Raw genomic sequence first — 26,821 nt, forward strand, 5'->3', positions numbered from 1 at the left:
GTCAATTAATTGTATATGGTTTAAAATTTTATCTGAAATTTCAGTTCCCCCAAAAGTAATTAGATTATGATGATAGTAATAAAAAAAATTTATTAGTTGCTTATGGGCCTAATAAACATTTTATAGTTATTTTATTTTTATATTATGTGGTAGTAACTTTCTACCCGCATATTACATATAATTCTTAAGAATAGATATATTTTATTATATACATTTAAAACACATTTAATTATTTTAATTTAATATCGGTGCTAAAATGATAAAAATCACGATTATACCTGGTGATGGAATTGGTAAAGAAGTCATGAATGCTGCTACTCATGTTTTAGATAGTTTAGAGTTAAACCTGGACTATATATATGCATCTGCAGGTTATGAATGTTTTCAAAAAACTGGTTCCACCATACCGGATGAAACCATCAAACTAACAAAAAAAACGAGCGCCACTCTTTTTGGGGCTGTTACGACTGTTCCAGGTCATAAAAGCGCCATAATCTCCCTAAGAAAAGAGCTGGATTTGTATGCTAATATTCGTCCTGTTAAATCCTATCCTGGTATAAACTCTCTTTTTAAGGATTTAGATTTTGTAATTATACGGGAAAATAGTGAAGGTCTCTATTCCGGTTTAGAAGATTACACCCGGGAGGGTGCTGTGGCCCGGAGGGTTATTACTCGTCGGGCTTCAGAGAGGATATCCCGGTTTGCCTTTGATTATGCTAAAAAAACCGGGCGAAAAAAAGTAACCGCGGTACACAAAGCCAATGTTCTTAAAAAAACAGACGGTGTATTCAAAGATAGTTTCTACAAAGTAGGAGAAGAATACCCTGATTTGGAAAAAGAAGACTTCTATGTGGATGCCACCGCCATGTACTTTTTAACCAAACCACAAATATTCGACGTACTGGTTACCACCAACCTCTTTGGAGACATACTCTCAGATGAGGGAGCCGGACTGGTAGGAGGACTGGGACTAATACCATCAGCCAACATAGGAGACAAACAAGGACTATTCGAACCAGTACACGGATCAGCACCTGATATTGAGGGTAAAGGAATTGCAAACCCGGTAGCCATGCTATTATCAACATCAATGATGTTAAAATATTTAAAAATGGAATACGAAGCAGAAAATTTAGAAAAAGCAATCAGCGCTGTTTTAAAAAATGGTAAAGTAGTTACTCCTGATTTAGGAGGAAATTATTCCACCATGGATATGGCCCGGGAGGTGTCAAAACAAATTAAGATTCAAAACCACTCTTAAATAATCTTTTATAAATTTGATAAGGTTTATTTTATCAAATTTATTTACTTATCATAGTTCCTATCCCTTTTTTAGTGAATATTTCAAGCAAAATGGAGTGCTGGATTCTTCCATCAATTATATGGGCTGATTTAACACCATCCTGCAGTGCCTGGGCACAGGTCATAGTTTTAGGTAGCATTCCTTCAGTTATGATCCCGCTTTTTACCAGTTCTCCCACTTCACTTATATTTATTTTCTTTATGAGTGTATCGGGATTAGCAGGGTCTTCCAGGATACCTGGCACATCAGTTAAAATTATTAGTTTTTCAGCATCAACCCGGGATGCTATTTCTCCTGCTACCGTATCTGCATTTAGATTCAAAGTCCGGGCATTTTCATCCACACCAATAGGCGAAATTATAGGTATATAATTATTTTCAGTGAGCATCTCAATTACTTCTGGATTAACCGACTCTATTTCACCTACCAATCCCAAATCCACATGTTTTTTTTCACCAGTTTCCCTATTGGTAATTACATGAGGGTCTTTTTTTCGGGCCATGATTAAACGGCTGTCTTTTCCAGATAAACCTATTCCTCTCCCGCCATGTAGACATATTTTTGAGACGATGGTAGTATTTATTTTCCCCACCAAAACCATTTTGACGATTTCCATGGTTTCTTCGTCAGTTATACGGAGTCCTTCTATGAACTGGGGTTCTTTACCCATTTTATTCATTGAACGAGATATTTCAGGACCTCCACCATGAACCACTATAGGTTCCATTCCTACATACTTCAAAAGAACCGTGTCCCGGGCGGTGGATTCCATGGCATTTTCATCTATCATGGCGTGACCGCCGTACTTAATCAATATTTTCTTTTTATGAAATTTTTTAATATAAGGCAGTGCTTCAATTAGTATGTTAACTGTTTTCATATCATAACCCCGGGTATCAGCATTCTAAAAATTTTTATTATCAGGTAGTATACTCTGCATTGATTTTAACATAGTCGCAACTTAGATCACAGCCAAAAGCCGTGGCAGAATCATTACCCTCTCCCAGATCAATCACAATTTTTATTTCTTCCTTTTGCATTATTTTTTCTGCAAGGTGTAATTCCTCTGTATTTTCAAATGCTTTTACTTTACCCTGATCCACGATATTCACTTCTTCACTATCAGATGAGAGAATAACACTTATTTTTTCTGGATCCACCCTGGCTCCAGAATAGCCCACGGCAGCCACTATACGTCCCCAGTTAGGGTCAGAGCCAAATACAGCAGCCTTTACCAGCGGAGATTTCACCACGGATATAGCTGCTTTACGGGCTTCTTCTTTATTATAAGCTCCTTTAATAGTAACCTCTATTAATTTAGTTGCTCCTTCTCCATCACGGGCTAAATCTTTTGCCAATTCAATACAAAGGAAATTTAAAGCTTTCTGGAAGTTCTCATCTATTTTTCCAGACTTTCCATTGGCCATAATCAGGACGGTATCATTGGTACTCTCATCCCCATCCACCACCACCATATTAAAGCTTTCATCAGCGGCTTTTTTTAGCGATGATTCCAGTTCCTGGGGGGTGGCCTGGATATCAGTGGTGATAAAACATAGCATGGTGCCCATATTAGGAGCTATCATACCAGAACCTTTGCAGATTCCCCCAATTCTAACTTTATTACCATCCTTTAATGTAGTTTCTACAGATAATTCTTTATAATATGTATCAGTGGTCATTATGGCTTTTGCTGCATTAGCTGATGCTTTAGCACTGTGTTCTAAAGCATCAAATCCTTCTTCTATTAACTCACCAATAATTTCCATGGGCATTTCTCTTCCAATAACTCCGGTGGAACTTACTCCCACCTCTTGAGGGGTGATATTCAATTTTTCAGCTAATTTTTCCGCCATTTCACGGGAATCTCTTAAACCTGGTTCTCCGGTAAAACAGTTGGCATTTCCACTATTGGCTACCACTGCAGATATTTCACCGTCTTGAATATGTTCTCTGGTTACAATTACTGGTGCGGCTAAGACTTTATTTGATGTGAAAATAGCCGCGGCCTTGCTGCCTGGATTTGATATTAGGGCCATACCATATTTGCCTTTACGAACACCTGAAGCTTTCACTCCATCAACTGAACATAATCCGCCTTTAATAATCTTCATAAAAATCACTATCTCTATAATATAAAATACATTAATAAAAAAGAATAAAATTCAAGGGTTTATTGCCTTATTTATAACTAATTATTTCATTCACTATTATTGCCAGGCCGGGTGGTATTTTTATTACTATTAGGTATATACACTTCTTCTGATCCAAGGTTATCCTGTGATCCTGATGGTCTTTGTTCCTGCAAATCCGTCGTTTGAGGGTTCATTACTGGCATTTGAGGGTTTTCTTCTGTAAAATTTAGTGAAAATGGTGAAGTAGTGTCATTTTGGGAAATAGCTATTACTATGCCCACTCCCGAGCCAAATCCAAATGCAATTAAGGAAATAATAAGTGCAACCATAATTTTTCCTTCAGTTTCTGGACTCATAATATCTCCCGCTATATTTTCTATAATTAACCCTTTAAATAACTTTCCTTTATGTAGTAATGGCGTAGATAACAGCTAGGATAATTGCCACTAATCCGAATTGCCAGTATCCTACATTCCACCCTATGAAGGTAGCAATAAACACCAAAAAGAATATTAAAAACATGGTAGATTTTTTATATGATAAAAATTCTATTACCGATCTGGTAAACTCAGAGGGGATGAAATATCCGTAAATACCATCTGCCAGATCAAATACTATTACGGAACTGGGGTTCCAAAGTTTAATACTATCTGCTAATTGAGCTCTTTCTCCAGCTTCTCTTCGGCTCCTTCCTATGCCTGAACGTATCTTTGCACCGTTATTTAAACCATGCCATGAAGAATCTATGGCCGCCCTTAAAGCAGCATCTTTGGTTGGTAAATTGGCAATAAGGTCATCTCCACCTTCACGATAACCCTCTATTTTACCTTTACACTCTTTTTCAATGAAAGCCTTAATGTCATTCATTATCTCCACCAGGGAGTCTCTTCCATTTTCAGCTATAAACTGGGTGGAGTCAATCACATCAATGAATAAATAATTATCATAATAAACCGGTTCACCTTTCAATTTTGAGAATTTGGAAGGGAATACTATGGCAAATTCTCCACCTAATTTAGTAAAACCCACACCTGAAACTTCACCTATTTCCTTATTTAAATTTATAGAACGCTCGATGGCAGCAGCACCAGTCATTCCTGCCGAAGCTCTTACACTTATATCTTTATCGGCCCCTAAACGAATTAATTCAATGGCCACCCTGATGGCATCATTCTTGGATAATAGCTTGGCAACTATTTCGCTGGAACTCTGTTCTATGATGGTACCATTTTCTTTTTTAATGATGTCTGCGAATTCCTGGATTATCTTACCCTGATTAAATAGTTCCACGTAAAGATAACGATCACTACCCATTACAATGTTACTTAAAAGAGCGTATTCATCTACCTTATCTTCTGCAGGCTTTAATTCAATGAATCTCCTGTTGTCTGGAATATTTTCAGGCCCTAATTCATTTATTAGATTTTCAAATATTCTATTGGTAGTTATATTGGCTTTTTCTATCTCCAGAAGCATGGTCTGGGTATAGTTTATCATTTCCACATATTCCCTTTCTGTGGAATTGGTGGGATAATATTTAGTACCAATACTCAAAACTTTGTTTTTAAGGAAAAAACTAAACAAGCCTCTTAATAAGTAGTTCACCATTAATCAGTTCCTCCCTTTTCAAGAATAATTTCATATTGACCTGGCTTTTCCATTAACATACTGGGTTTTACTGACACTATAGGAAACTTCCAGGTTCCAATTCGTGCAGCAACTGTACTGGCAATATTTCGGGAGTTTTTCTTGACAAAAGAGTAATCATGATCATTTATAGTAATATTGACATTATAGGGAGATTCTTCCACCACTTCATCAGAATAAATAATATTCAGTTCAAAACTCCCGGCTTTAGTAAATAAATCATTACGAACTGCTACTAAAGGCGCATGATCAAGTTTTAAGCGGTCTCCAACAGTAACAGCAATATTACCTGCATATTTTACCGCGTCACGATAGTCTCGTGGGTGCACCAGTACGAAAATGATGAAGTTACTGGTTTTTTCGGCTTCTTCTACCATGTTCATAACTTTTTCAAAAAGAGGCAATTTCATTAAAAGTCCTTCCAGTTTAGGTTCAATTCCCTCTTCCTGGCTGCGATTTATACGATCTATAACTTCTTTGGCCACGGCAATTCCACTAAGCTTTTTACCTCTTTTGGTGCGGTAAGAATCTACATTTTTCTTTTCAAAGTCATAAAGTATATCTGAAGAAATTTTCTGGAGTATGTTCTTAACTTTCTTGGGTTTGGAAGAACTACCTATTTCTATTTCACCATCTTTTAATTGGTAAGGTATTCTCCGGCTGTTTATATCCTGAAATTCATCAAAATATTCCCGGAAAACATCATTAGATAATATTTTAGCATCTTCCTCTTCAGCTAGTTTAAGAATATAATGATCTGCAGTAGTACCAGAAGGTACCTGTTGTACTTTACCATCATCTAGAAGCTGATTAAATGATTCTTTTTCATCTATTTCATGACGTAAAGATGCATCCGCTATGATTATTACTTCATAACCTAATTTTTTCAATGCCTCAATTGAACTTGAGATATTTTTTAAGCGAGGCTTATCATCTGCCCTTTTTCCATAATGGGCTACATTTGATGCATCAATGATTACTTTCAATTAACCACCTTCACAGATTTATAATTATTATATATAAGATTGATTCATGGTAAAATACATTTATTATCATAACTGGCCATTAAATAATTTTTACCCTGCACCTGTTTTAATTTAATTTCTATTTTATCCTCCTGGATATTATAGATATTATATGAATTAATATCCTTACCTCGAAGCTTTAAGGAGGAAACAGATCCAGCAGTAACAAAAGTGGTGTTCTCTAAATGCCAGACATGAGGCACGTGTTTATGTCCGGAAATTACCAGATCTGCGTTTTCATATATTAAAGATTGTAAAATATCTCCGGCATCAGTTAGCACATTTCTTTCCCGTCCGGTTTTAGGTACTGGAATTATATGATGATGTAGAGCTATAACTTTGTACTGCTTAATCTTATGTGCTTTTCTTAATTCGTTTTCCATCCAGTACTGCTGGGAACGACCTACTTTACCATAATCCAAATCTGGTTCACTACTATCCAGGCCAATAATCTTTATTTCACCATCATTAGTACTTAATGTACCATGGCGGTGTTTAATTATTTCTTCAAAGCTTTCATTTCCAATATGCCGTGAGTCATGATTTCCCGGTACCACCATCATGGGATTTTCAAATAGCTCCAGATATTCTGCCACCTGCAAATATTCATGATAATATCCATTTTCAGTGATGTCGCCAGTTATAACTACTGCATCTGGATTTAAATTATTAACCTGTTTTATTGCTTCGAATAAAATATCTTCTTTAAAATTTATAGCACCCACATGAAGATCTGATAAATGGGCGATAATGGCCATTAACTCAACCTCAGTATAGCTTCGGCTAAATCTCCCTTTGTTTCTTTCAATGCTTTTTCTGCTTCTTCAGGAGTTACACCTGTTTGAGTTACTACCAGCTCAATATCATCAGCAGGTATTACTAATTCACTTTTAATGGCTTTTTCTTTGGGTTTACCAGTAATCTGGTAGGTCTTTTGACCCATAAAATCCATTATATTGACTTTAGGATTTTTGATGATTATTTCCTTATTTTTCAATTTTATGATAACCTCAGTAGCTCCATGGACTTCTTTCATGTCCATTCCCATCTGTTTCATGCTTCTTTGCATTTGTTTCAATTGTTTCGGGTTCATACCCATTCCTGGTATCATCATATTCCTCCTTTTCTAGTTTTAATTGCTTGGCCTACTTTGAAATCTAGTATTTCAGCACTATTTAGTAATGACTTGCCAAATGCTAAAAGTTCATCATTTTCATTTACAATTAAAACTTCTTCACTTGCTCTAATATTCCTATCACAATCTATAACAAATTTAGCAAATATACTTTTTCCTTCCCGGGCAAATGGTTCCGAGTCTTGATTCACCACCACTCTATTTTGAGGATATTCCATTCGGGAGTGAAGCCTCCGGGCTCCTTCTTTACTTAGAACAAAAAAGCCATCTGAGGCCCGCATGGTGGCAATTAAATTTTCAGCATCATCATAAACATGTCTTATTTTTCCTGTTTTTTTACTCTTAACTATATCCAGCTTACTTTCAAATAATGCCGCACCTGCTCCTTTTCCAAATTGATAATCAGCTACAGAAGTTATTTTGTCTTTTTCATCCAGCTTTAGTTTTAATTCTTCTTTAAATTCATATTCACAATAGAGACCCAGATCAAATTTTTCATTTAAATTACCTTCAATGATAACTTCCTCATAATCCTCTGTTACCTGTTCAATCAAATTTTTTATGAATTCACAGGCGGTTTCATCGGTAATAACTGGAGATTCATTCTGAGCCAGAGGGTAAACCTCATCTAATTCCAGGGGTATTAACCCAAATGGAATATCAACAAACATTATCTGTAAATCTTCATCACCTGATTTTGTGGAGGTCCCTATATGGTATAACTTCCCCAGTTTTTCAGGCAAATAGGTTGAATAAGGCTTTCTACTGGAACTTAAAATAAGCAGTCTGCTTTTTTTAGGCATTTTATCAAGTTTATTCAAATATCGATAAACTTCTGCTCTTTTTAATGATTCAGGGCCAGAATAGAAGAATGCTGATTTTTTATAAAGCGGGTCATATTTTTCGATATCATCCACATAATTAGCTAAATGTCGGTAGGCCTCCAGTAATCTAGGATGGGCCCGGCATCGTTGTTCAACCAGTTCCATTAGATTTCCATCGGCTATGGCTTGTTTTATGATTCTTATTTCAGCAAAACTAATATTGAGATTATGTTCAGCAATTAAAAGTTTCCTTTCCTTTTTTTCCATACTTCTCAAATCATCAGGTGTGTATTTGCAGCATATTTCGCATGAACAGGGCATTTCCTGCAAATTTTCCAGTTTATACGTTCCAGATGGACTTAAAAATCGATCATCTTCTGCATAAAGTATATAAGCGGCAGAATCGAATAAATCACATCCCATAGCCACAGCCAGGGCAAATATCATGGGGTGTCCTGCACCCATCAGGTGTCGTGGTCGGGAATCTGGAAGGTGGGTTACCGAAGACATCACCACATCAACCAGATCGGTATACCGGTAACTTTCCATTAAGGGTACTACTGCTCCAATGGGATGCAGTTCCACATCCAGTTTTCCCAACTCATCCGCACAGTATGATCTTAAATCGTTGAAAGTCGATCCCTGAACCACCGAATTTAAGAGGATTTCTTTTCTATATTTTAAAGATTCCTGGGCCCTTTCTATAGTTATTTCCAGTTCTTTTTCGGCCTGGTTTCGAGTAACATTCGGTGGGGTGGGTATGTCCAGGGAAGTACCAATATCTGTTCCAATCAGTTCCTGAAATTCAATAACTTCCGGATTAGTTATATCGATATCACCGTATTCTGATAGCTGGAAAGAACCGGAATCAGTCATTATAGGGCCATCAAAATTAATTAATTTATGTACTCCCTCCAGGGAAGCTTTTTCTCGAAGTTCTTCGTTTTTATAGATTATATATGCATTGGTTATTACTATTTCGGCCCCTAACTTTTTAACATTAATTTTTTGTTTTCCTGGATGAATTACAGGCATTAACGCAGGTGTTTTAACTATCCCATTTTTTGTTTTCAGAATTCCAGTTCTTCCTAAGCTGTCTTTATTTTTAATTTGAAACATTTTATTGTCTCCTTAATGGAGGATAATCTAAAATATAAATTATTGAGCTCTTAATCCGGATATTTATACGCTGATTCATGATTATTAGAAAAAAGAGCCAGGCATTTTCTTGGTTATACTAGGTTTGCTGGTTAGATATTAAAGTTGTTGTTTTAATTAATGGAATAACCACTTTTTTAGATTCCTCCCTTACTGTGTATTAAACCAAGCTATTATGATTAATACACTACAAACTTAATATTCATAATATTTATATTTTTCTTAATACCTGAAGGTAAAAATTAAAGGTGACAACAATATTGATTCCCGGGTCTAACTAATCCCTTCACGGTGAAAAATTTCCAGAGGAGTGCAAAAACAATCTATCTTTCATCTTAATTATTCTATCTCGGGAATTGTAAATTCTAGGTTTCCCACATCCACATGCACAGTAATCATATTGAAAACAAATTAAATAAAATGCCTCTTTTGACTTTAAGTTAGCAATATTCATTTTCTTAGTATTTCTAAGTATTCGCCGGCCTAATCTGTCTTTTTCAATATCTTTTCCAAGGAATAGCGGAGTTTTCACTGCTGAAGAAAATTTAAAACTACCCCTGACGATTTTCCTTTCTTTTGAACGATTCAATATTAATTCAGATCCATTTAAATTCATATGGGGGTCACGAAAGGGGATTCCTGCATCAGAAAGTGCAATCATCCTCTCATCATCTCTTGAAATATCTTCTTTTATATTTTCAAGTGATAAAGAGGCTACTGTACCCCCGGATTTTCTACCAAAAGAGGGTCCTTCACCTATATGAAACCCTGCTTCAACAAAAGCAGCCCTGACTGGAGCAGCAGAGGTATAAGTACATATTACACCGTCATTTTTAATAATTTTCTTCAATACTTTTAAAAATTCAACAGAGTAGAGTTCCGGGGCTTTAGAGGGGCTGAAAGGGTCTAAAAAAATGGCATCATAATAACCCTCTTTTAGATTAAGTACCACCTGGCGGGCATCCTCTATAATTACATTTAAAAATAAATTAGAGGGTATTTCATGTTCCACCTCACGGGATCTGGCAAATTTTTGTTTTATAAGCTCTTCTTCATAGGCTTTCTTTATATTAAGATGAGATTGCACCGGGCTGGGAACCAACAATCCTGCAGCCACAGTTTCTGTGGAAATTTCCACCATATCCAGACTTAAAACTATATCCTCCTTTGAAAGAGGATCTAAATAGTCTATAAGAGCAGCAGCATTATATCCCAGGCCACAACATATATCCAGAACCTTAATATTCTTTTTATTTTCTAAAAGAGATGGTTTAACAAATTTTTCCACAGATTCGGTGATAGCACCGTGGTGAGTGTGCATGGTCTCGGATTTTCCTGATACTTCATTTGAATTTAAAGTATAAGAACCATCTTCAGTTTTAATTAAGAATTTTTTAATTTCTTTTTGCCCCTTAATCCGTGCAAGAGAGTCCCCTTCTATTTCCTTTTTAAAATAATGTTTTATAATATCCATGGCCTCTTTTTGAGGCGTTAATGAAGTATCAACCTGCTTTTTTGTCATTTTATCCCTAATTAAAAACCTATAAATATTATTCTAATTTTAATAAACTATAAAGTATATCTCTTAAAATAAAATTTTATCCTAAATATGATTTAAGGTTCTGGATGAGTATCCCCATGAAAATAGCCATAGTATCTGATTTTTTTGTTCCTCATTATCAAGGAGGAGGAGAAAGGCGCTACTTTGAAATTGCTAAACGTTTAGTCGCCCAGGGACATAGGGTAGATGTAATCTGTATGAAAATAGAAGGTACACAAAATCAAGAAACTATTGACGGAATAAAGGTGTATCATATTGGACCGGTTATTAAAAATCCTCCACATAGGAGTTCCCTGGATTTCATGAAATTCATATTAGCTACTTTTAGATGGATTATCCAGCATAATTATGATGTTATCGACGCACAGACCTATGCTCCTCTTTTTCCTTCTTTTATGGCTGGTAAACTAAAAAAAACACCAGTGGTGGCCACCATTCACGATGTAAGTAGTGGAGGTGATGATCAGTGGATCCAATCTTCTAAAACTGCGGCTATGGTTGAAAAATTTTTATGCAGGCTACCTTATGATAAAATAATCACGGTAAGTAATGCCACCAAAAAATCACTCATTGAAAACTATGGAACCAATGAAAACCGGGTTGAAGTAGTTTATAACGGGGTGGATCTGGAATTAATTGATTCAGTAAAAATTAGTAACCAGCAGGAGAATAACTTAATATTCGTGGGACGTCTAGTACCCCATAAACATGTTGACCATTTACTGAGAGTAATTAATTTATTAAAAAATGAAATCAGTGATATTAAACTCGTTATTGTGGGCCAGGGTAGAGATAAAGAAAATCTAATTAATTTAACCCGCCAAATGAATCTCCAGCGTCATGTTAAATTTTTGGATAACCTTAGTTATGAAGAATTAATAAAAGAGATAAAAAAATCCAGTGTTCTGGTATTACCCTCCACCAGGGAAGGTTTTGGCATGGTTTTGGCTGAGGCTGGGGCCTGTAAAATTCCAGTGGTTGCTTATGCATCTGGGGGGGTCCTTGAGGTTGTGGAAAATGGTTATAATGGTTATCTACTCGAACCTTATGATTTAGAGGGATTAGGCAAGAAAATCAAGCTCCTATGTGAAAACCATTCAAAATCCACTAAACTGGGATTAAATGGATATGAAAAGGTTCAAAGATATTTCACCTGGGATATTGTTCTTAAATCAATATTAAACATATACCAAAATTTTTAGGAGTTTTCCATGCCTGAGACTTATATCATAACCCCGGATTACAATGGAAAAAGATTTTTAGAAAATTATTTTTCTTCAATATTATATCAAAGTTATACTAATTTTAAAATTATATTGGTGGATAATTCACCAAATAATGATTCAATTGATTTTATAGGTGAAAATTATCAAGAAGAACTTCTCTCGAATAAAATTAGAATTATAAAAAACTCTATAAACCATGGATTTGCTAAAGCAAACAACCAGGGAATAAATGAAGCATTAAAAGACCCTGAATGCAAATATATTATTTGTTTAAACAACGATACTGAAATAAAAAAAGATTTTCTGGATAAAATAATCTCTTCTGCCCGTAAACACCCTCAAGCAGGAAGCATTCAACCTAAAATGATATGGGGACAACAACCGGATTTAATGGATTCTGCTGGCCTGGAATACTCCAGAAATGGACTGGGATTTAATAGAGGTGCCTATGAGAATCCTGAAAAATATGATGTTGAAGAAGAAATTTTAGGTTGCTGTGCTGGAGCCTGTTTATATCGTAGAGAAGCACTGGAAGATGTTAAAATTGATGGGGAATATTTTGACGAGGATTTTTTTGCCTACTATGAAGATTTCGATCTGGCTTTGAGTTTAAGATGGGCTGGATGGTCTTCCTGGTACTGCCCTGAAGCTGTGGTTTGGCATTACAAAGGAGGGACTAAGCTACCACAAAGTGACTTTACAGTATATCATAACTGGAGAAATTATACCTGGACACTATTTAAGAACTTACCTTATTCATTTCTCATATGGAATTTCCCCCTAATATTGATTGCAGAAATTTCCCAGATTGCTTTAAATTTAGTTCGGGGGAATTATATTATACTTAAATCTAAAAAAGATGCTTACATAGGATTAAAAAGGTTCATAGATAAAAAAAAGAGAATTAAAAGAAAACATCCTTTTAAGGAGATAAAAAAATTTTTTATTTTAAAGTGGAGACCTTAAGAATCCATTATTTATCTATTTTAATTACTTTTTTTTATTTAAAATGAAAACGCACTGGTCTCCTAAATTTTTATTATTCAATTGTTGTGCTTTCTTTTTAAACTCCCTGATTTCTTTTTTGGTGAAAATACTTTTTTTGGGATTTATTAAATAAGATTCATCATCCATAAGGGCTATACCTCTTTTATATTGCTCACTTCCATAAAAAAAGAACTCATCTGAATCATATACTATATCCTGAAATTTAAGGTTACTTTTCTTAAGGAGGATATCAAAACTCTGCCGGGTATGCAGCAGAATATGGCGTGGAGCATCAATCTGAACCCAGTTTACACCATAAATATCCCAGATATAATCATTTTTAATGGGCATGGCTATTATACATGTTCCACCAGGAGATAATAGATCATGCACCTTTTTTAGTATGCTGGAGTGATCTATTAAATGTTCAAAGGAGTGATCAAATAGTATTAGATCAAATTCTTCCGAGTTACTAATCTGGTGTATATTATTTTTTTTTATACAACCTGATTCATTTTTTACATAAGGATCTATACCTAATGCCTTTTCAAAACCCATATCATTTAATGCTATTATCAGGTCACCGCTTCCACTTCCAATATCCAGAATTCTAGTTTTTTTATCAATATTTTGAAGTGCCAGAATATCAAAAAAACTTTTTTGAAATTTTAAACTAAGTAATCTGCCTATTGAACTATTTTTAAATAAGACATACTCCACCCACTTTTTTTTGAGCAGCCGCTTTAACCTTCCGTCGTCTTTGAAGGAATAATAATCATCAAAGTTATAATATCTACTGAAATCATCAGGAGGATTTATTAATTCCAGGCATCCGCATTTAGAGCATTCCATATACTTAAAATCTTCATTAAAACCGAACATCATTTCTTTAACTAAAAAAACTTTGTTTTTTAGATTATTTTCACATATTTTACATTTCATTAATAAACCCTTCAAATTTTATTCCATTATTAAAATGAGTATATGATGACCTATTAAAATATATTGAATGTTATACTATCCACTTATAGGGCTACTAAAAAGATTAAGGGCGTGCAATGAATAAAAAAATATTATATATTCACCAGGGATCTCATCCGGTTCATGGGGCATTTGCATCTGTTATAACATCTAATTATGTTAATGCAGGTAATACTTATTTTCAAATGTTTTTAAGATTATTTAATTCAATTAAAGATATTAATTATGATATAGCTTTTTTAGAAGGTGGAATGTGTTTGCCCTATGCTTACATTAAAAAGCTTTTTAATCCGCGTATGAAGATAATTCTTTTAAATGCAGACAATTTTTTTTATATTCTACCACGTTCTAATTGGATAAAATTCAATATAATGATATTTTTCTTGTCTTATGTTGATAATATAATTGCTATTTCGGCCATGAATAAAATTGAAGCATCAAAATACTTTGCAGGAGATATTAAAGTAGTAAATTCATTTGGAGTTAATAACTATTTCCATAACAATCCCCATCTTAATTCTAATAAGTTACTATTTATTGGTAGCCATAGATTAGATAAAAGATATGATTTACTCATTAAAGCTGTAGAATTACTAAATAATGAAAAATTTAAATTTGAATTGTATTTAGTTGGTTCCTGTTGTGATAATATTGATGTTGATTTTCCTTGGCTGCATAAGGAGGGTTTTCAAAAAAATATTAAATATTATTTTGAAAAATGTTCGATGTATATACATCCTTCTGATTTTGATCCGTGTCCTGTAACAATATTTGAGGCAATGTCTGCAGGTATTTTAACATTAATCACTAAATGTACAGGACAATCCGATATTTTTAGTAAAAATAATCTGGGATGCTTAATTTTAGAAGATAATGACCCGGAAATAATAGCTGAAAAAATTAACGAAATTTACCAAAAACCATTTTCATGGAAAAAAAAAATTTCCCGGCAATGTGTTAATACCAGTAAAAAATACTCCCAAAAAAATCAAACTGAAAAATTTTCAGCAATTTTTAAAAAAATATGTCAGGATTATTCAGATTAAATAATATTTTTTCTATTCCCCTATGTTAAATGTATGAGCTTAAAAAAAGTCATTAGCTTTAAAAAAGGGTAAAAATAGGAGAGATTTATTAAAACTGATTTTATTTTAATATATTACTCCACTGTAACACACTTTGCCAGATTCTTAGGTTTATCTGGATCAATACCCCGGGCCACACTCATATAATAAGAAAGTAGCTGTAAGGGCACCACATAAGGGATGGGGGACATAATTTCATCAATAGAATCATCCACTCCAATCACATCTTCTGCTTCTGACTGGAGATTTTCATCACTTTCTGCCCCCACGGCAATTACATGGGCTCCTCGGGCTCTTACTTCTTCTACATTACTAACGGTCTTATCATGGCTTTCTCCTGGTGGAGTAACTGCAACCACAGGTACTTCGTCATCAATTAAAGCCAGGGGGCCGTGTTTTAATTCTCCAGCTGCATAGCCCTCCCCATGGATATAGGTTATTTCTTTTAGTTTCAGGGCACCTTCCAGGGCAGTAGGGTAGGAAAATCCTCTTCCAATAAAGAAAAAGTCCTGGGCATCCCGGTATTTTTGAGCTATAGCTTTAATGTAATCTTCATTATCCAGCATGTTCTGTATTATCTGGGGTATTTCGTGTAGTTTATCAACCAGATCACCATGCTTACATAATAATCCTGCCAGCATATATATGCAGGTTAGCTGACTGATATAAGTCTTGGTGGCCGCCACTCCAATTTCTGGGCCTGCCCGGGTGTAAATTATGTAATCTGCTTCCCGGGTAGCGGTACTTCCCAGAACATTTACGATAGCCAATGTTTTTGAGGTATTTTTAGCCGTTCTAAGTGCTTTAAGAGTATCTGCTGTTTCCCCTGATTGGCTGATTAATATAACCAGAGTATCTTTATCCAGAGACCCTGCAGAATATTTAAATTCAGAGGCCAGTATAACATCGGTGGGTATTCCTCCCAGACTTTCAAACAGGTATTTGCCAATTAAAGAAGCATGATAGGATGTCCCGCAGGCTACAAAACAAATCCTTTTAACATTTCCCATTTTATTAACTATTTTTTCTATATCTGTTAATTCCATAAGGGTGTTTTTAATAGCTTCTGGTTGTTCATGTATTTCTTTAATCATGAAATGATCGTAACCTCCTTTTTCTGCCATATCAGGAGTCCAATCAATTATGTGAACCTCTTTTTTAATTATTTCCCCTAATTTATTCTTAATAGTGATTCCCTTTTTCTCCAGGATTACCATCTCATCGTCTTCCAGGTATATGATGTTTTTGGTATGCTTTAGGATAGCAGGTACGTCTGAAGCAAGGAAATACTCTCCGTCTCCTTTTCCTACAATTAAGGGACTTTCTTTTCTAACCCCAATAATTTTTCCAGGTTCTAAACTTGACATTACTGCAATAGCATATGATCCATGAACATATTTTAAAGCAGCCCTTACAGAATCCTCTAAATTGCTGCCGGATTTCATGTACTTTTCTATGAGATGCGGTAAGATTTCTGTGTCTGTTTCAGATTTGAATACATGTCCCTGGGAAATTAAATCTGATTTAAGTTCCTTGAAATTTTCTATAATACCGTTGTGAACTACAGAAACCGTACCATTACAGTCGGTATGGGGATGAGAATTGGCTTTAGTGGGTATTCCATGAGTGGCCCACCTTACATGGGCAATACCCATATTTCCTGGCAAATCAGAAAGCCTTACTTTTTTATCAACTTCACTAATTTTTCCGCTGTCCTTTTTGATGTGAATCTCTGAAGTGAGCGTAGCAATGCCCACAGAATCATAACCCCTATATTCAAGTTTTTTAACACATTCTAATAATATAGGAGCTGCCTTTTCTTTTTTTAAGATACATCCAACTATTCCACACATCATTTCACCTTTAAGACCTGTTGGTCATAATTTCTGTTATTATTTGATTTTATTATAAATTTTAAATCTGCAGTGATATCAATGGATATCATTATATTTAATCAAAACCACAATATATCACTATAATTTAATTTACATCTATATAAGCCTTTGAGCACAATTAATTTAAGAAGATATGACATTAATTAGTTTTTATATTAGGATTCAGTTGCGGTGATGTTATGAAATACAATGTAGAAGTAAAGATTAGCCTAAAAAAAGGGATGTTAAATCCTGAAGCATCAACCATCCAAAGAGCACTTGCCCTTTTGGGTTATAATGTCCATGAAACAGATACTATTGATATTGTAAAGTTTTCTATGGATGAGGATAGTGAAGAACTGGTAAAAAATGAAGTAGAAGACATGTGCCAGAGACTCCTGTGCAATCCGGTGATTCATGATTATATGATAGATATTAATCCTCAAGAGGATTAAATGGATATAAAGATATAAACGAGGATTCAATAATGAAAGTTGGAGTAATAAGGTTTCCTGGTTCTAACTGTGATCGGGATGTTTATCATGCCCTGAAACTGGCTGGAGGAGAACCCGAATATGTCTGGTGGAAGGAAAATGATCTTTTGCATATGGACGCAGTGGTTATTCCAGGTGGATTTTCTTATGGTGACTATTTAAGGGCAGGTGCTATTGCAGCCATAACCCCGGTAATCGAAGGTATAAAAAAATTGGTGGCAGAAGAAAAACCAGTTTTAGGAATATGTAATGGTGCTCAAATATTATCTGAGGTGGGACTTGTACCAGGAGTATTCACCGTTAATGAAAACCCTAAATTTAACTGCCAGTGGACTCAGCTTAAGGTTAAAACAAACAGAACTCCTTTTACCCGGAGTTTTAAGAAAGACCAGCTAATAAAAATGCCGGTGGCCCATGCTGAAGGTCGTTATTATAATCCTGATCTGGATTTGCTTCAGGACCAGGATCAAATTGTTCTAAAATTCCAAGGTGAGAACCCTAATGGGTCTCTGGAAGGCATAACTGGGGTTTGTGATGAGAGTGGTTTAGTATGTGCAGTCATGCCCCACCCGGAAAGAGCATCAGAATCCATATTGGGTTCATCTGATGGATTAAACTTTTTTAAGGGAATGATAAATTATTAAATTAAAAAATTTATTCCAGAAGGAATATCCCAATCTAAAACTATTTTTTATATAGGTATAGCTAAAGAAATATAATTACTGGCTTAAAAATCTAAATTAAGATGAGTTTTAGTATGGATTATGATTATCATAATTTTGCACACGGCCCTTGCAAGGATCTTAAGCACTAAAAAATAGTTTAACCATATAACGGAATTTATATTCAAATTTCTGTCTTAAATTGAAATTATCAAAGAGGTTGAATACATGGTAGTATATTTAGTAGGAGCCGGACCAGGAGATCCGGAACTGATCACACTTAAAGCAGTAAAAGCACTGGAAAAAGCAGATGTAGTCATTTATGATCGTTTAGCTAATGAAGAGATTTTAAAACATGCTAAAGGGGCCAAATTGATATATGTGGGCAAAAAAGCAGGTGAGCATTATAAAAGTCAGGATGAAATCAACCACATCCTGGTAGAAGAAGCTAAAAATAACTCTGTTGTGGTCCGGCTTAAAGGAGGAGATCCTTTTGTATTTGGAAGAGGTGGAGAAGAGGTTTTAACTCTTTTAGATGAAGGATTAGAAGTAGAGATGATTCCAGGGGTTACCTCTGCTATTGGAGTACCCACCACCATTGGTCTCCCGGTTACTCACCGGGGAGTAGCCACATCTTTTACTGTAGTCACCGGACATGAAGATCCAACTAAAAAAGAAAAACAGGTTAAATGGGATTATACTGCAGATACTGTAGTAGTTTTAATGGGAATTGGTCAAATTAAAGAGAATACTGAAGAATTGATGAAATACAGGGATCCTAAAACTCCTGTATGTGTTATTGAAAATGGAACCAGCCCTGAAGAGAAAATTATACTGGGTACCCTGGAAAATATTGCTCAGAAAGAGATTAATCCTCCCGCACTTTTAGTTATTGGAAATGTAGTGGATGTTTTCAAACAAATAAATCAAATTAAATGATTAATTTAAAAGAGGTTAATTATGAAGGGGTTAAAAGGGAAAAAAATTGTGATTACCAGACCTGCAGAAAGAGCCACAGATTCAGTTGAAATGGTTAAATCTTACGGTGCAATCCCCATCGTAACACCTACCATTGAACTTAAAGATTCCAAGCCGGAAGAAATGTTGAAACTATGCAGCATCATTAATGAATTGAATTGGCTAATTTTTACGTCTCCAAGAGCCATAGAATCGTTTTTCAAATATTGTAATCTAAATGATGCTCCTGGCTTAAAAATTGCAGTTATAGGTCCTAAAACTGGTGAAAAATTGCAGGAATTTGGGGTTAAACCACACTTAATACCTGAGGAATATACTGCCGAGGGTTTGCTAGAGGCTTTTGAAAAAATTGAAATTGCAGGGATGAAAATTGGCCTCCCCCGGACTATGGTTGCAAGATATACACTTCCCCACGGTCTCAAAAATAGGGGTGCTGAAGTGATCCTGGCCGACGCATATAAATCAGAAATCCCTGAGGACAAGTCAAAGATCTACGAGCTGATTGATAATATATTAAACCATAAAATTGATATTATAATGTTCACCAGTCCTTTAACTGTAAAAAATCTCCTTAAAACAGCAAAAGATGAAGGCAAAGAAGAAGTGGTGGATTTATTGCGAAATAAAGAAATAATTGTTGCTGCAATTGGCCCGATTACTAAAAAAGTTCTGGATTCATATGAAATCGAGCCAGTTATGCCTGATGTTTACACCTTCAAGGACATGCTGGAGAAACTAGCCCAAGTGATGGATAATTAATGAGGTTGGTATTATGAAAACTATTATCTGGCCAGTTTATATTGATTCAAAAAAATCCAGAAAAGAGGGTAGAAAAATTCCAAAAAAAGAAGCTGTATCTTCACCTTCTTTAAGTGATATTTCCCGGGCAGCACGAAAATTGAATTTAAGTCCAAAAACTGAGAATAATAAGTCTTTTCCAGGGTCATGGTATGATAATTCAGGTCGAGTTATTGTGGAAAGGGGGGAAATATCTAAAAGGGAAATCCTTTTAAAAATAAGTAATATGATAAAAGGTACTCGTTCCTGAAATGAGCTATTTATTTTTTTAAATTAATGATGATGGGCAAGTAAAGCCTCGACATACTTATTAACCTGAAACTCTTAATAATAATAAAATTAGAATAGTTATTATGATTGCTTATAGTTATTATAAAGAAATCAAATAGTCAGGGGAATATAAAATGACTCCCATTTTACCTGAAAAAATGAATAAATCTTTTTCTAAAGCCCAGGAAATGCTTAAATCAGCAGAAGATATAAAAGTCTACTCCCACAATGATTGTGATGGAATAAGTTCCGGGGCTATTTTATCCTCTCTTCTGGACCGACTGGACAAAGAACATGAAATTGAATTTATAAGTCTGGATAAACTGAAGGATCTGAAAATAAACAATGAACTAACCATATTTTCTGATTTAGGCTCAGGGCAGAGTATTGATAAAATTTCTACATCATCATCCCGAATACTGGTACTGGACCACCATCCCCCCCTAAGGTCTTTGAATTATAATTCTAAACTTTCTGGAAGATTTTTAGAAATAAACCCCCTCTTCTATGGTATTGATGGTTCTTATGAAATTTCAGGAGGGGGAATGTGTTATTTACTTGCTAAAAAATTTGGATTTTATAATTTAAGTTGGATTGGTGTTCTTTCTGCAGTGGGAGACATGCAAAATACTCGCACTGGTAAATTAGAAGGTATTAATAAATCAATTCTCCAGGATGCTACCAACCATGGCCTGGTGGATTCTGCTGCAGATCTCTCTATTTATGGTAGACAAACCCGCCCATTAATTATCGCTTTATCCTATTTCAGCGATGTAACTCTCCCTATAACTAATAACAAAACAGAAGTAATCTTATTATTAAAAAAACTGGGTATTGATCGACGATGTGATAATAGATTACGTACCCTCTCTGATTTAACATCAGATGAGAAAACACGGCTTTTTTCTGAACTGGTTAAATTACTATCCCGGGAAGTTCCTGAAAAATATATCAAATATGTTCCTAAACTGGTAACCGGGGATTATTATGAATTTTTAAATGAGGAAGAAAAAACTCCATTAAGAGACGCTTCTGAATTTTCAACTGCAGTGAATGCATGCAGCAGAAATAAAAATCCAGAGGTGGCTCTTGATATATTAAAAGGAGATAGAGTACTGGCCATGGATGAACTGGAACGTTTAACCAGAAAGCACCGTCAATATCTGGCGGAAAAAATACGGATGATTGAAGATAATGAATTAATTGTACCTCTAAATAACCTGCAGTACTTCCATGGTCATGGAATTAAAAGTGAGGTGGTAGGTACCATTACCGGTATGGTTCTAAGTCATGGGGATTGGAGAAAGCCTATAATTGGGTTTTCTCATGTTGATAATGGAGAAGATCTTTTAAAAGTTTCTTTGAGATGTTCCCGACTTTTAGCTTATGATGGAATACACTTTGGCCATATTATACGAAAAATTGCCTCTAAAGTGGGGGGTAGTGGGGGTGGACATGCAGTTGCCTGTGGGGCGTATATCCCTTCTAAAAATCAGGACGAATTTTTAAAAATATTCAACAGCACTCTAAAAGGCATAATTAACTGATTTATTAACCACTGCATTTATTAATCTATTAAAATATAGTCTTAATATAAAATATCCTCTGTTAAACTACACTTTGAAATAAAAGATAAGGTTTTATCATGAAAATATTCAAAAAAAGAGGCGAAATGACTCATTTTCAAATTTTAGCAGAAATTGCAAAACAAGAACCTCATTTAAGACAAAAAGATATTGCCGATGAGTTAGGAATAACTGTACAGGCAGTTTCAGAAAATTTAAAGAGTTTGTTAGATGCTGGATTTGTAGAATCAGGAACAGGGCGTTCACCTTACAAAATTACCAAAAGAGGAATTGATAAATTAAAAAAACAAGCACTGGATTTGCGGAAATATTCTGAAACTGTACTGGATACCATGAATACCTACAAATCTATCTGGCCGGCCATTGCCAGTGAAAATTTGAATTCAGGAGATAGAGTAGGTCTCTTTATGGATGATGGTACTCTGTATGCTACTAAAGCCTCAACATCAGCCCAGGGTGAAGTATTAAATGATGCTCAAAAAGGAGAAGATGTGGCCTTAATGGGACTGGAAGGAATTATTGAACTTAAAACCGGTAAGGTGGTAATTCTTAATTTACCTACCATTCAGGAAGGGGGGTCCCGGGCCACAGACCTTGAAAAAATAAAAAAAATATACCACATGGGTTTTGATAGGGTGGGTATCATGGGCACGGTTTCCCGGGCAGTGGCTGATAAACTGGATATAAAGGTTGATTTTGAATTTGCAACCCCTTATTCCACACTTGCTGCAACTAAAAGAGGACTTAATGTGCTGGTATTTGCGGTAGGTAAGATGAACCGTAGTATTACTAATAAACTGGAAGAAGAAGGAATCCACTATAGTTTAGAGGATGTAAAAAAAGATATTAATTGATTTAAAGGTTTTAAAGATTGTAAACATCTTCAGAAGGCACCAGAGTTACTTCTTCCTGTTCTAAAACCTTAATAAGTAAATCCAGATCATCTGTTCTTAAAAGTAATATGGCCTTATCTTTCTTTTCATGTACAAATGCATATAAATATTCTAAATTAATATCAGAATCATTAAGGATTTTTAAAATTGAGGAAAGGCCTCCTGGATGATCTGCAAGTTCCACAGCTATTACTTCTTTGATTTTCACCACAAAATTATTTTCCGTAAGAATTTTTTCCGCCTTTCGGGGTTCTGGAACAATAAGCCTTAAAATCCCAAATTCTGAAGTATCTGCAATGGATAAGGCCCTGATATTAATTCCATTCTCAGCCAAAGTATTAAGAGCTTTCCATAATCTTCCTTTTTTATTTTCCAGAAAAACGGATATTTGTTTTATTTTCATGTTATCTTCCTGATTAATTTTTTATTTAATCACCAATAATTCCAATATTAATAACCACTAATGTATGTTTCGCTGGTCAATAACTCTTACAGCTTTGCCTTCACTTCGGGGAAGGCTTTTTGGCTCCACCAGATTAACATTAACCCTTAAACCTATTTCATTTTCAATGTAACTTTCTATTTTCTTTTTTATACTGACCATTTCTTTAACTTCATCAGAGAAAAGTTCCTGGGATGTTTCCACCTTTACTTCAATTTCATCCAAAAGATGCGGACGGGTTACAATAATCTGATAATGGGGCTGCAGACCATCAATTTTCAACAAAGCCTTTTCTATTTGAGAGGGGAATACTGCCACACCACGAACTTTTATCATATCGTCTGACCTGCCCGTTATTCTATCCATTTTTACCAAATTTCTTCCACAGTCACATGATTCATATCTAAGGGCAGTAATGTCCTTTGTTCTAAATCTAATAATAGGCATTCCCACCCGGCTTAAGGTGGTCAATACCAGCTCTCCTGTTTTATCCGCACCTAATGATTCTGTGGTTTGGGGGTTGATGATCTCTGGATAAAAATGATCTTCACAAATATGTAGTCCTGATTGTTGATTACATTCTATGGCCACACCCGGACCCATAATTTCAGTTAAACCATATATGTTAAATGCCTGGACTCCAAATCGTTTTTCTATCTCTTTTCTCATTTGAGAAGTCCACATCTCTGCTCCAAATCCAATGGCCTTTAAATCTGTATCTTCACTAATTAATCCTTCTTCCTGGGCCACTTCGGATAGGTATAATCCATAAGAGGGGGTAAAAATCATTACTGTAGTCCCAAAATCTTTCATAATTTCAATTTGCCTTCTGGTTTGACCAGTGGAAATAGGGATAACGGTTGCCCCTATTTTCTGAGCACCATAGTGAACTCCAAAGCCTCCGGTAAATAGTCCATATCCGTGTGTATTCTGGATGATGTCATCTTCGGTGACTCCCATCATGGTTAATCCCCGGGCCATCACTTCACTCCATAATTCAATATCCTCCCGGGTATATCCTGATACCACCGGCTTTCCAGTAGTACCAGAAGAAGTATGGACTTCAATGATATCTTTACGAGGGACAGCAAACATTCCAAAGGGATATACATCTCTTAAATCATCTTTAGTGGTGAAAGGGAGTTTATTAATATCTTCCAGGGTCTGGATATCTTCCGGGGATAAACTCATAGCACTGAATTTCTGATTATAATACGGTACATTATTAAAAGCTTTTTTTACCACATCTTGTAATCTTCTCAATTGTAATTCTTCCATTTCATCCCGGGACATACATTCGGCTCTTTCATTCCAGATCATTTTATCAAATCCCTTAATCAGTGCAATTTTGATAGATATTCATCATGACAATAATCTTTATAATTAAATTTAAATTATAGAAGTTTTTAGGGGCCCTATAACTTAAATCTTACTAATATGTCAATTTGACTGTCAGGGTTTTACTGATTACAGATATTCAAAAGAAAAATAATCAGGTTAAAATGATGAATCAGGACATTTTAAGGCAAGTATAATTTAAAATAAGGATTTTTAAACTCTTTAAAAAAAAATTAAAAAAAAATTAAAGTGGGGATTCTAGCCAGGTTTCAGTTCTTTGGTTAACTTCTTCCCAGTTTACTATGTTCCAGAAAGCTTCCACAAAATCAGGCCTTACATTTTTATAATCCAGGTAGTAGGCATGTTCCCATACATCCAGCACCATCATAATCCGGAAGTTAGGAATCACATTCACGTTATGTTTTTCTATCTGCATTATAAATAAGCGATTAGTTCTCCTGCATAAAGTAAGAACTGCCCATCCAGAACCTTCTACACTAAGAGCAGCCTGTGTGAACTCTTTTTTAAATCTCTCAAAGCTACCAAAATCTTTTTTAATGTATTCTGCTATAGTACCTTCTGGTTCACCACCGCACTTACTGGCGGGCCCCATATTTGTCCAGAAAAGGTTATGAAGAACAAAACCACCTACCTGAAAGGATAATTCCTTGGCAGTTGCTTTTATATCAAAATCTTCATCATTTTCTCTAGCATCATCAAATTTTTGCTTTAAAATAGCATTAGCACCATCAACATAGGCCTGGTGATGCTTGGTATGGTGTATGGTTAACTGTTCTTTAGATATAAAAGGCTCCAGATCCTGATAACCATAGGGTAACTCTGGTAACTGATAAAGTTTTTTTTCCATTTTTTCACCTTTTTTATATTAAAAATATTTCATCTTAACTACCATTTGTAGTAATTTCTATGACATAACCACCAGTCATAACATTTGTATTCTTCTTTGCGCTTTTTAGCGGTTTCCACATCACTTGCAGGAGGTATAATCAGTCCTTTTCCTATTAATTCATTGTTAGGCCAGTTGGCAGGTATGGCTACTCCTTTTTCTTCTATATTGGCAAAACCCTCTATCATACGGAGTATTTCATCCATATTTCTACCCAGTTCTTGAGGATAATATAGAATGGCCCGTACTATGGCCTCCGGATCCACAATAAATACTGCCCGAACGGTATTGGTGGGGCGGGCAGGGTGGATTAAACCTAATGTATCCGCCACTTTTCCTGTATCTGCAATTAATGGAAAAGTTATCTCCACATTAAGGTTTTCTTCTATCCATTCAATCCATTTTAGATGTGAAAATATCTGATCAATACTAAGACCAATTAATTCACAATTTAATTTTTTAAATTCTTCATACCTGTTCTGGAAGGCCACAAATTCAGTAGTACACACCGGTGTAAAATCTGCAGGATGGCTAAAAAGAACAAACCATTTTTTTTTAAATGCCTTAGGAAGCTTCATCATCCCCTGTGTAGTTTGAACTTCCATTTTAGGAAATTTATCCCCAATTAAAGGTATTCCCCTTCCTTTTTTCTTAATTTTTTTTAGCTCATATATTTTTTCTCCCATTAAATCACCCCTCTTTGCATATCTATGGTAATATTATGCACCTAATTTTTATTTATTTTTAGCTTTTTTTATAAATCCATAAATTCTAAAAATAAATTTCATAAAACCTTAATTTTTTAATATCCACCATAATTTTATTATTTAGCTAACCCCGGGATTTAAATTAATTACTGGAGATTTTTTTTTTTTTGAAAATCAGATTATTCTAAAAAAAATAAATAAATGAGTTTAATTATTCTGAAAATTGCGATGAATTGGCGGAGTACTGTCTTTTATGGTGAATGTTATCCCGATCATTCCGCTGGTGGATTGAATACCCTTTGAGCCATTTCACTATCCAGCATCAGTAGACTGGCAGGAGATTCAATGGCCAGCCTTACTTTTTGCAATATTCCTCCGGCTGATTCTTCTTCTTCTACCTGTTCTGCCACAAAGTACTGCAGGAAGTTATTGGTAGCATGGTCTTTTTCTTCCAGAGCCAGGTTTACCAGCTGATTAATAAGTCCGGTTACCTTTTTTTCGTGGCTTAAAACATTTTCAAACACATCCAGGGCAGATTCCCATTCACGGGGAGGTTTTTCGATTTCATCCAGAAGCACTCTTTTTCCTCTTCTAATCAGGTAGTCATGGAACTTCATCCCATGGCTTAGTTCTTCCTGGGCCTGAATTCTCATCCAGTTGGCAAAACCGGGCAGGTCAGAATCCTCAAAATAGGCCCCCATAGCCAGATAAAGGTAGGCAGAGTATAACTCCGCATTCATCTGTCCATTCAATGCATCCTGCATTTTTTCACTAACCATCTACATTCCTCCTTAATATGAAAATA

Annotated in this window: 27 protein-coding genes; 11 read left to right on the forward strand and 16 right to left on the reverse strand. The window is 35.1% G+C overall.

The features are described 5' to 3' along the window. The first annotated feature begins 256 nt into the window (after positions 1–256). On the forward strand, positions 257–1,261 hold the full coding sequence (gene aksF / locus HYG87_RS10145; RefSeq protein ID WP_211533043.1) for a homoisocitrate dehydrogenase: 1,005 nt from the start codon (positions 257–259) through the stop codon (positions 1,259–1,261). Positions 1,262–1,301: 40 nt separating this feature from the next. Here the strand turns inward: aksF and argB are convergent, their stop codons facing one another. The 9 genes from argB to HYG87_RS10190 form a co-directional block, all read right to left on the reverse strand. Then, positions 1,302–2,183: an acetylglutamate kinase gene (gene argB, locus HYG87_RS10150; RefSeq protein WP_211533044.1), complete on the reverse strand. Its 882-nt coding sequence runs from the start codon at positions 2,181–2,183 to the stop codon at positions 1,302–1,304. A 40-nt stretch (positions 2,184–2,223) separates the two neighbouring features. Beyond that, positions 2,224–3,417, reverse strand: a complete 1,194-nt coding sequence (gene argJ, locus HYG87_RS10155) for a bifunctional ornithine acetyltransferase/N-acetylglutamate synthase (protein WP_211533045.1) — start codon at positions 3,415–3,417, stop codon at positions 2,224–2,226. An 86-nt stretch (positions 3,418–3,503) separates the two neighbouring features. Further along, the gene (locus HYG87_RS10160; RefSeq protein WP_211533046.1) at positions 3,504–3,794 is read right to left on the reverse strand and encodes a hypothetical protein; all 291 of its coding nucleotides are present in this window, start codon (positions 3,792–3,794) and stop codon (positions 3,504–3,506) included. A 49-nt stretch (positions 3,795–3,843) separates the two neighbouring features. After that, positions 3,844–5,046, reverse strand: a complete 1,203-nt coding sequence (locus HYG87_RS10165) for a hypothetical protein (protein WP_211533047.1) — start codon at positions 5,044–5,046, stop codon at positions 3,844–3,846. Then, positions 5,046–6,071, reverse strand: coding sequence for an NYN domain-containing protein (locus HYG87_RS10170; protein ID WP_211533048.1), 1,026 nt, complete (start codon positions 6,069–6,071; stop codon positions 5,046–5,048). The genes HYG87_RS10165 and HYG87_RS10170 overlap by 1 nt, the downstream gene beginning before the upstream one ends. A 44-nt stretch (positions 6,072–6,115) precedes the next feature. Beyond that, positions 6,116–6,868 carry a metallophosphoesterase family protein gene (locus tag HYG87_RS10175; RefSeq protein WP_211533049.1) on the reverse strand — a complete coding sequence of 251 codons (753 nt, stop codon included), beginning with the start codon at positions 6,866–6,868 and terminating at the stop codon, positions 6,116–6,118. Next, entirely contained in the window at positions 6,868–7,221 is a 354-nt protein-coding gene (locus tag HYG87_RS10180; RefSeq protein ID WP_211534317.1) for a nascent polypeptide-associated complex protein, read from the reverse strand. Before HYG87_RS10180 ends, HYG87_RS10175 begins: the two co-directional genes overlap by 1 nt. Beyond that, entirely contained in the window at positions 7,221–9,188 is a 1,968-nt protein-coding gene (gene tgtA / locus HYG87_RS10185) for a tRNA guanosine(15) transglycosylase TgtA (protein ID WP_211533050.1), read from the reverse strand. Before tgtA ends, HYG87_RS10180 begins: the two co-directional genes overlap by 1 nt. Before the next feature lie 325 nt (positions 9,189–9,513). Beyond that, a complete protein-coding gene (locus HYG87_RS10190; RefSeq protein ID WP_211533051.1) occupies positions 9,514–10,749 on the reverse strand; it encodes an MnmC family methyltransferase in 1,236 nt (411 codons plus the stop codon). 116 nt (positions 10,750–10,865) lie between these two features. On the opposite strand from HYG87_RS10190, the gene HYG87_RS10195 reads away from it, so the two are divergent. Together HYG87_RS10195 and HYG87_RS10200 are read left to right on the forward strand one after the other, a co-directional pair. Next, a complete protein-coding gene (locus HYG87_RS10195) occupies positions 10,866–11,990 on the forward strand; it encodes a glycosyltransferase family 4 protein (protein WP_211533052.1) in 1,125 nt (374 codons plus the stop codon). Between the two features lie 9 nt (positions 11,991–11,999). After that, on the forward strand, positions 12,000–12,980 hold the full coding sequence (locus HYG87_RS10200) for a glycosyltransferase family 2 protein (RefSeq protein WP_211533053.1): 981 nt from the start codon (positions 12,000–12,002) through the stop codon (positions 12,978–12,980). 24 nt (positions 12,981–13,004) lie between these two features. Here HYG87_RS10200 and HYG87_RS10205 read toward each other — a convergent pair whose 3' ends face one another. Next, the gene (locus tag HYG87_RS10205) at positions 13,005–13,943 is read right to left on the reverse strand and encodes a class I SAM-dependent methyltransferase (protein WP_211533054.1); all 939 of its coding nucleotides are present in this window, start codon (positions 13,941–13,943) and stop codon (positions 13,005–13,007) included. A 116-nt stretch (positions 13,944–14,059) separates the two neighbouring features. Between HYG87_RS10205 and HYG87_RS10210 the strand changes: the two genes are divergently transcribed. Next, complete coding sequence (locus HYG87_RS10210) at positions 14,060–15,028, forward strand: glycosyltransferase (RefSeq protein ID WP_211533055.1); 969 nt, start codon at positions 14,060–14,062, stop codon at positions 15,026–15,028. 113 nt (positions 15,029–15,141) lie between these two features. Here HYG87_RS10210 and glmS read toward each other — a convergent pair whose 3' ends face one another. Further along, positions 15,142–16,920, reverse strand: a complete 1,779-nt coding sequence (gene glmS / locus HYG87_RS10215; RefSeq protein WP_211533056.1) for a glutamine--fructose-6-phosphate transaminase (isomerizing) — start codon at positions 16,918–16,920, stop codon at positions 15,142–15,144. A 221-nt stretch (positions 16,921–17,141) separates the two neighbouring features. Here glmS and purS point away from each other — a divergent pair, with 221 nt between their 5' ends. The 7 genes from purS to HYG87_RS10250 all read left to right on the forward strand — a co-directional run bounded on the left by purS (position 17,142) and on the right by HYG87_RS10250 (position 22,583). After that, a complete protein-coding gene (gene purS, locus HYG87_RS10220) occupies positions 17,142–17,396 on the forward strand; it encodes a phosphoribosylformylglycinamidine synthase subunit PurS (RefSeq protein ID WP_211533057.1) in 255 nt (84 codons plus the stop codon). A 32-nt stretch (positions 17,397–17,428) separates the two neighbouring features. After that, positions 17,429–18,079 carry a phosphoribosylformylglycinamidine synthase subunit PurQ gene (purQ, locus tag HYG87_RS10225; RefSeq protein ID WP_211533058.1) on the forward strand — a complete coding sequence of 217 codons (651 nt, stop codon included), beginning with the start codon at positions 17,429–17,431 and terminating at the stop codon, positions 18,077–18,079. 246 nt (positions 18,080–18,325) lie between these two features. After that, positions 18,326–19,036: a uroporphyrinogen-III C-methyltransferase gene (gene cobA, locus HYG87_RS10230; protein ID WP_211533059.1), complete on the forward strand. Its 711-nt coding sequence runs from the start codon at positions 18,326–18,328 to the stop codon at positions 19,034–19,036. A 21-nt stretch (positions 19,037–19,057) separates the two neighbouring features. Next, positions 19,058–19,834, forward strand: a complete 777-nt coding sequence (locus tag HYG87_RS10235; protein ID WP_211533060.1) for a uroporphyrinogen-III synthase — start codon at positions 19,058–19,060, stop codon at positions 19,832–19,834. Positions 19,835–19,847: 13 nt separating this feature from the next. Further along, positions 19,848–20,123 (forward strand): signal recognition particle subunit SRP19/SEC65 family protein, encoded by a 276-nt coding sequence (locus tag HYG87_RS10240; protein ID WP_211533061.1) that lies wholly within the window; start codon positions 19,848–19,850, stop codon positions 20,121–20,123. Positions 20,124–20,277: 154 nt separating this feature from the next. After that, positions 20,278–21,690 carry a single-stranded-DNA-specific exonuclease RecJ gene (gene recJ / locus HYG87_RS10245; protein WP_249164853.1) on the forward strand — a complete coding sequence of 471 codons (1,413 nt, stop codon included), beginning with the start codon at positions 20,278–20,280 and terminating at the stop codon, positions 21,688–21,690. 98 nt (positions 21,691–21,788) lie between these two features. Further along, positions 21,789–22,583: a DUF7839 domain-containing protein gene (locus tag HYG87_RS10250; RefSeq protein WP_211533062.1), complete on the forward strand. Its 795-nt coding sequence runs from the start codon at positions 21,789–21,791 to the stop codon at positions 22,581–22,583. A gap of 10 nt (positions 22,584–22,593) precedes the next feature. Here HYG87_RS10250 and HYG87_RS10255 read toward each other — a convergent pair whose 3' ends face one another. The 5 genes from HYG87_RS10255 to HYG87_RS10275 form a co-directional block, all read right to left on the reverse strand. After that, entirely contained in the window at positions 22,594–23,025 is a 432-nt protein-coding gene (locus HYG87_RS10255; RefSeq protein ID WP_211533063.1) for an ACT domain-containing protein, read from the reverse strand. A gap of 57 nt (positions 23,026–23,082) precedes the next feature. Then, positions 23,083–24,384, reverse strand: a complete 1,302-nt coding sequence (locus tag HYG87_RS10260) for a phenylacetate--CoA ligase family protein (protein WP_211533064.1) — start codon at positions 24,382–24,384, stop codon at positions 23,083–23,085. A 262-nt stretch (positions 24,385–24,646) separates the two neighbouring features. Next, on the reverse strand, positions 24,647–25,270 hold the full coding sequence (locus tag HYG87_RS10265) for a superoxide dismutase (RefSeq protein WP_211533065.1): 624 nt from the start codon (positions 25,268–25,270) through the stop codon (positions 24,647–24,649). A gap of 38 nt (positions 25,271–25,308) precedes the next feature. Then, complete coding sequence (locus HYG87_RS10270) at positions 25,309–25,995, reverse strand: peroxiredoxin (protein ID WP_211533066.1); 687 nt, start codon at positions 25,993–25,995, stop codon at positions 25,309–25,311. Positions 25,996–26,288: 293 nt separating this feature from the next. After that, positions 26,289–26,795, reverse strand: a complete 507-nt coding sequence (locus HYG87_RS10275) for a ferritin (protein ID WP_211533067.1) — start codon at positions 26,793–26,795, stop codon at positions 26,289–26,291. Positions 26,796–26,821 lie beyond the last annotated feature (26 nt).

It is taken from the genome of Methanobacterium alkalithermotolerans (genome assembly GCF_018141185.1).
GTDB classification, from domain to species: Archaea; Methanobacteriota; Methanobacteria; order Methanobacteriales; family Methanobacteriaceae; genus Methanobacterium_F; species Methanobacterium_F alkalithermotolerans.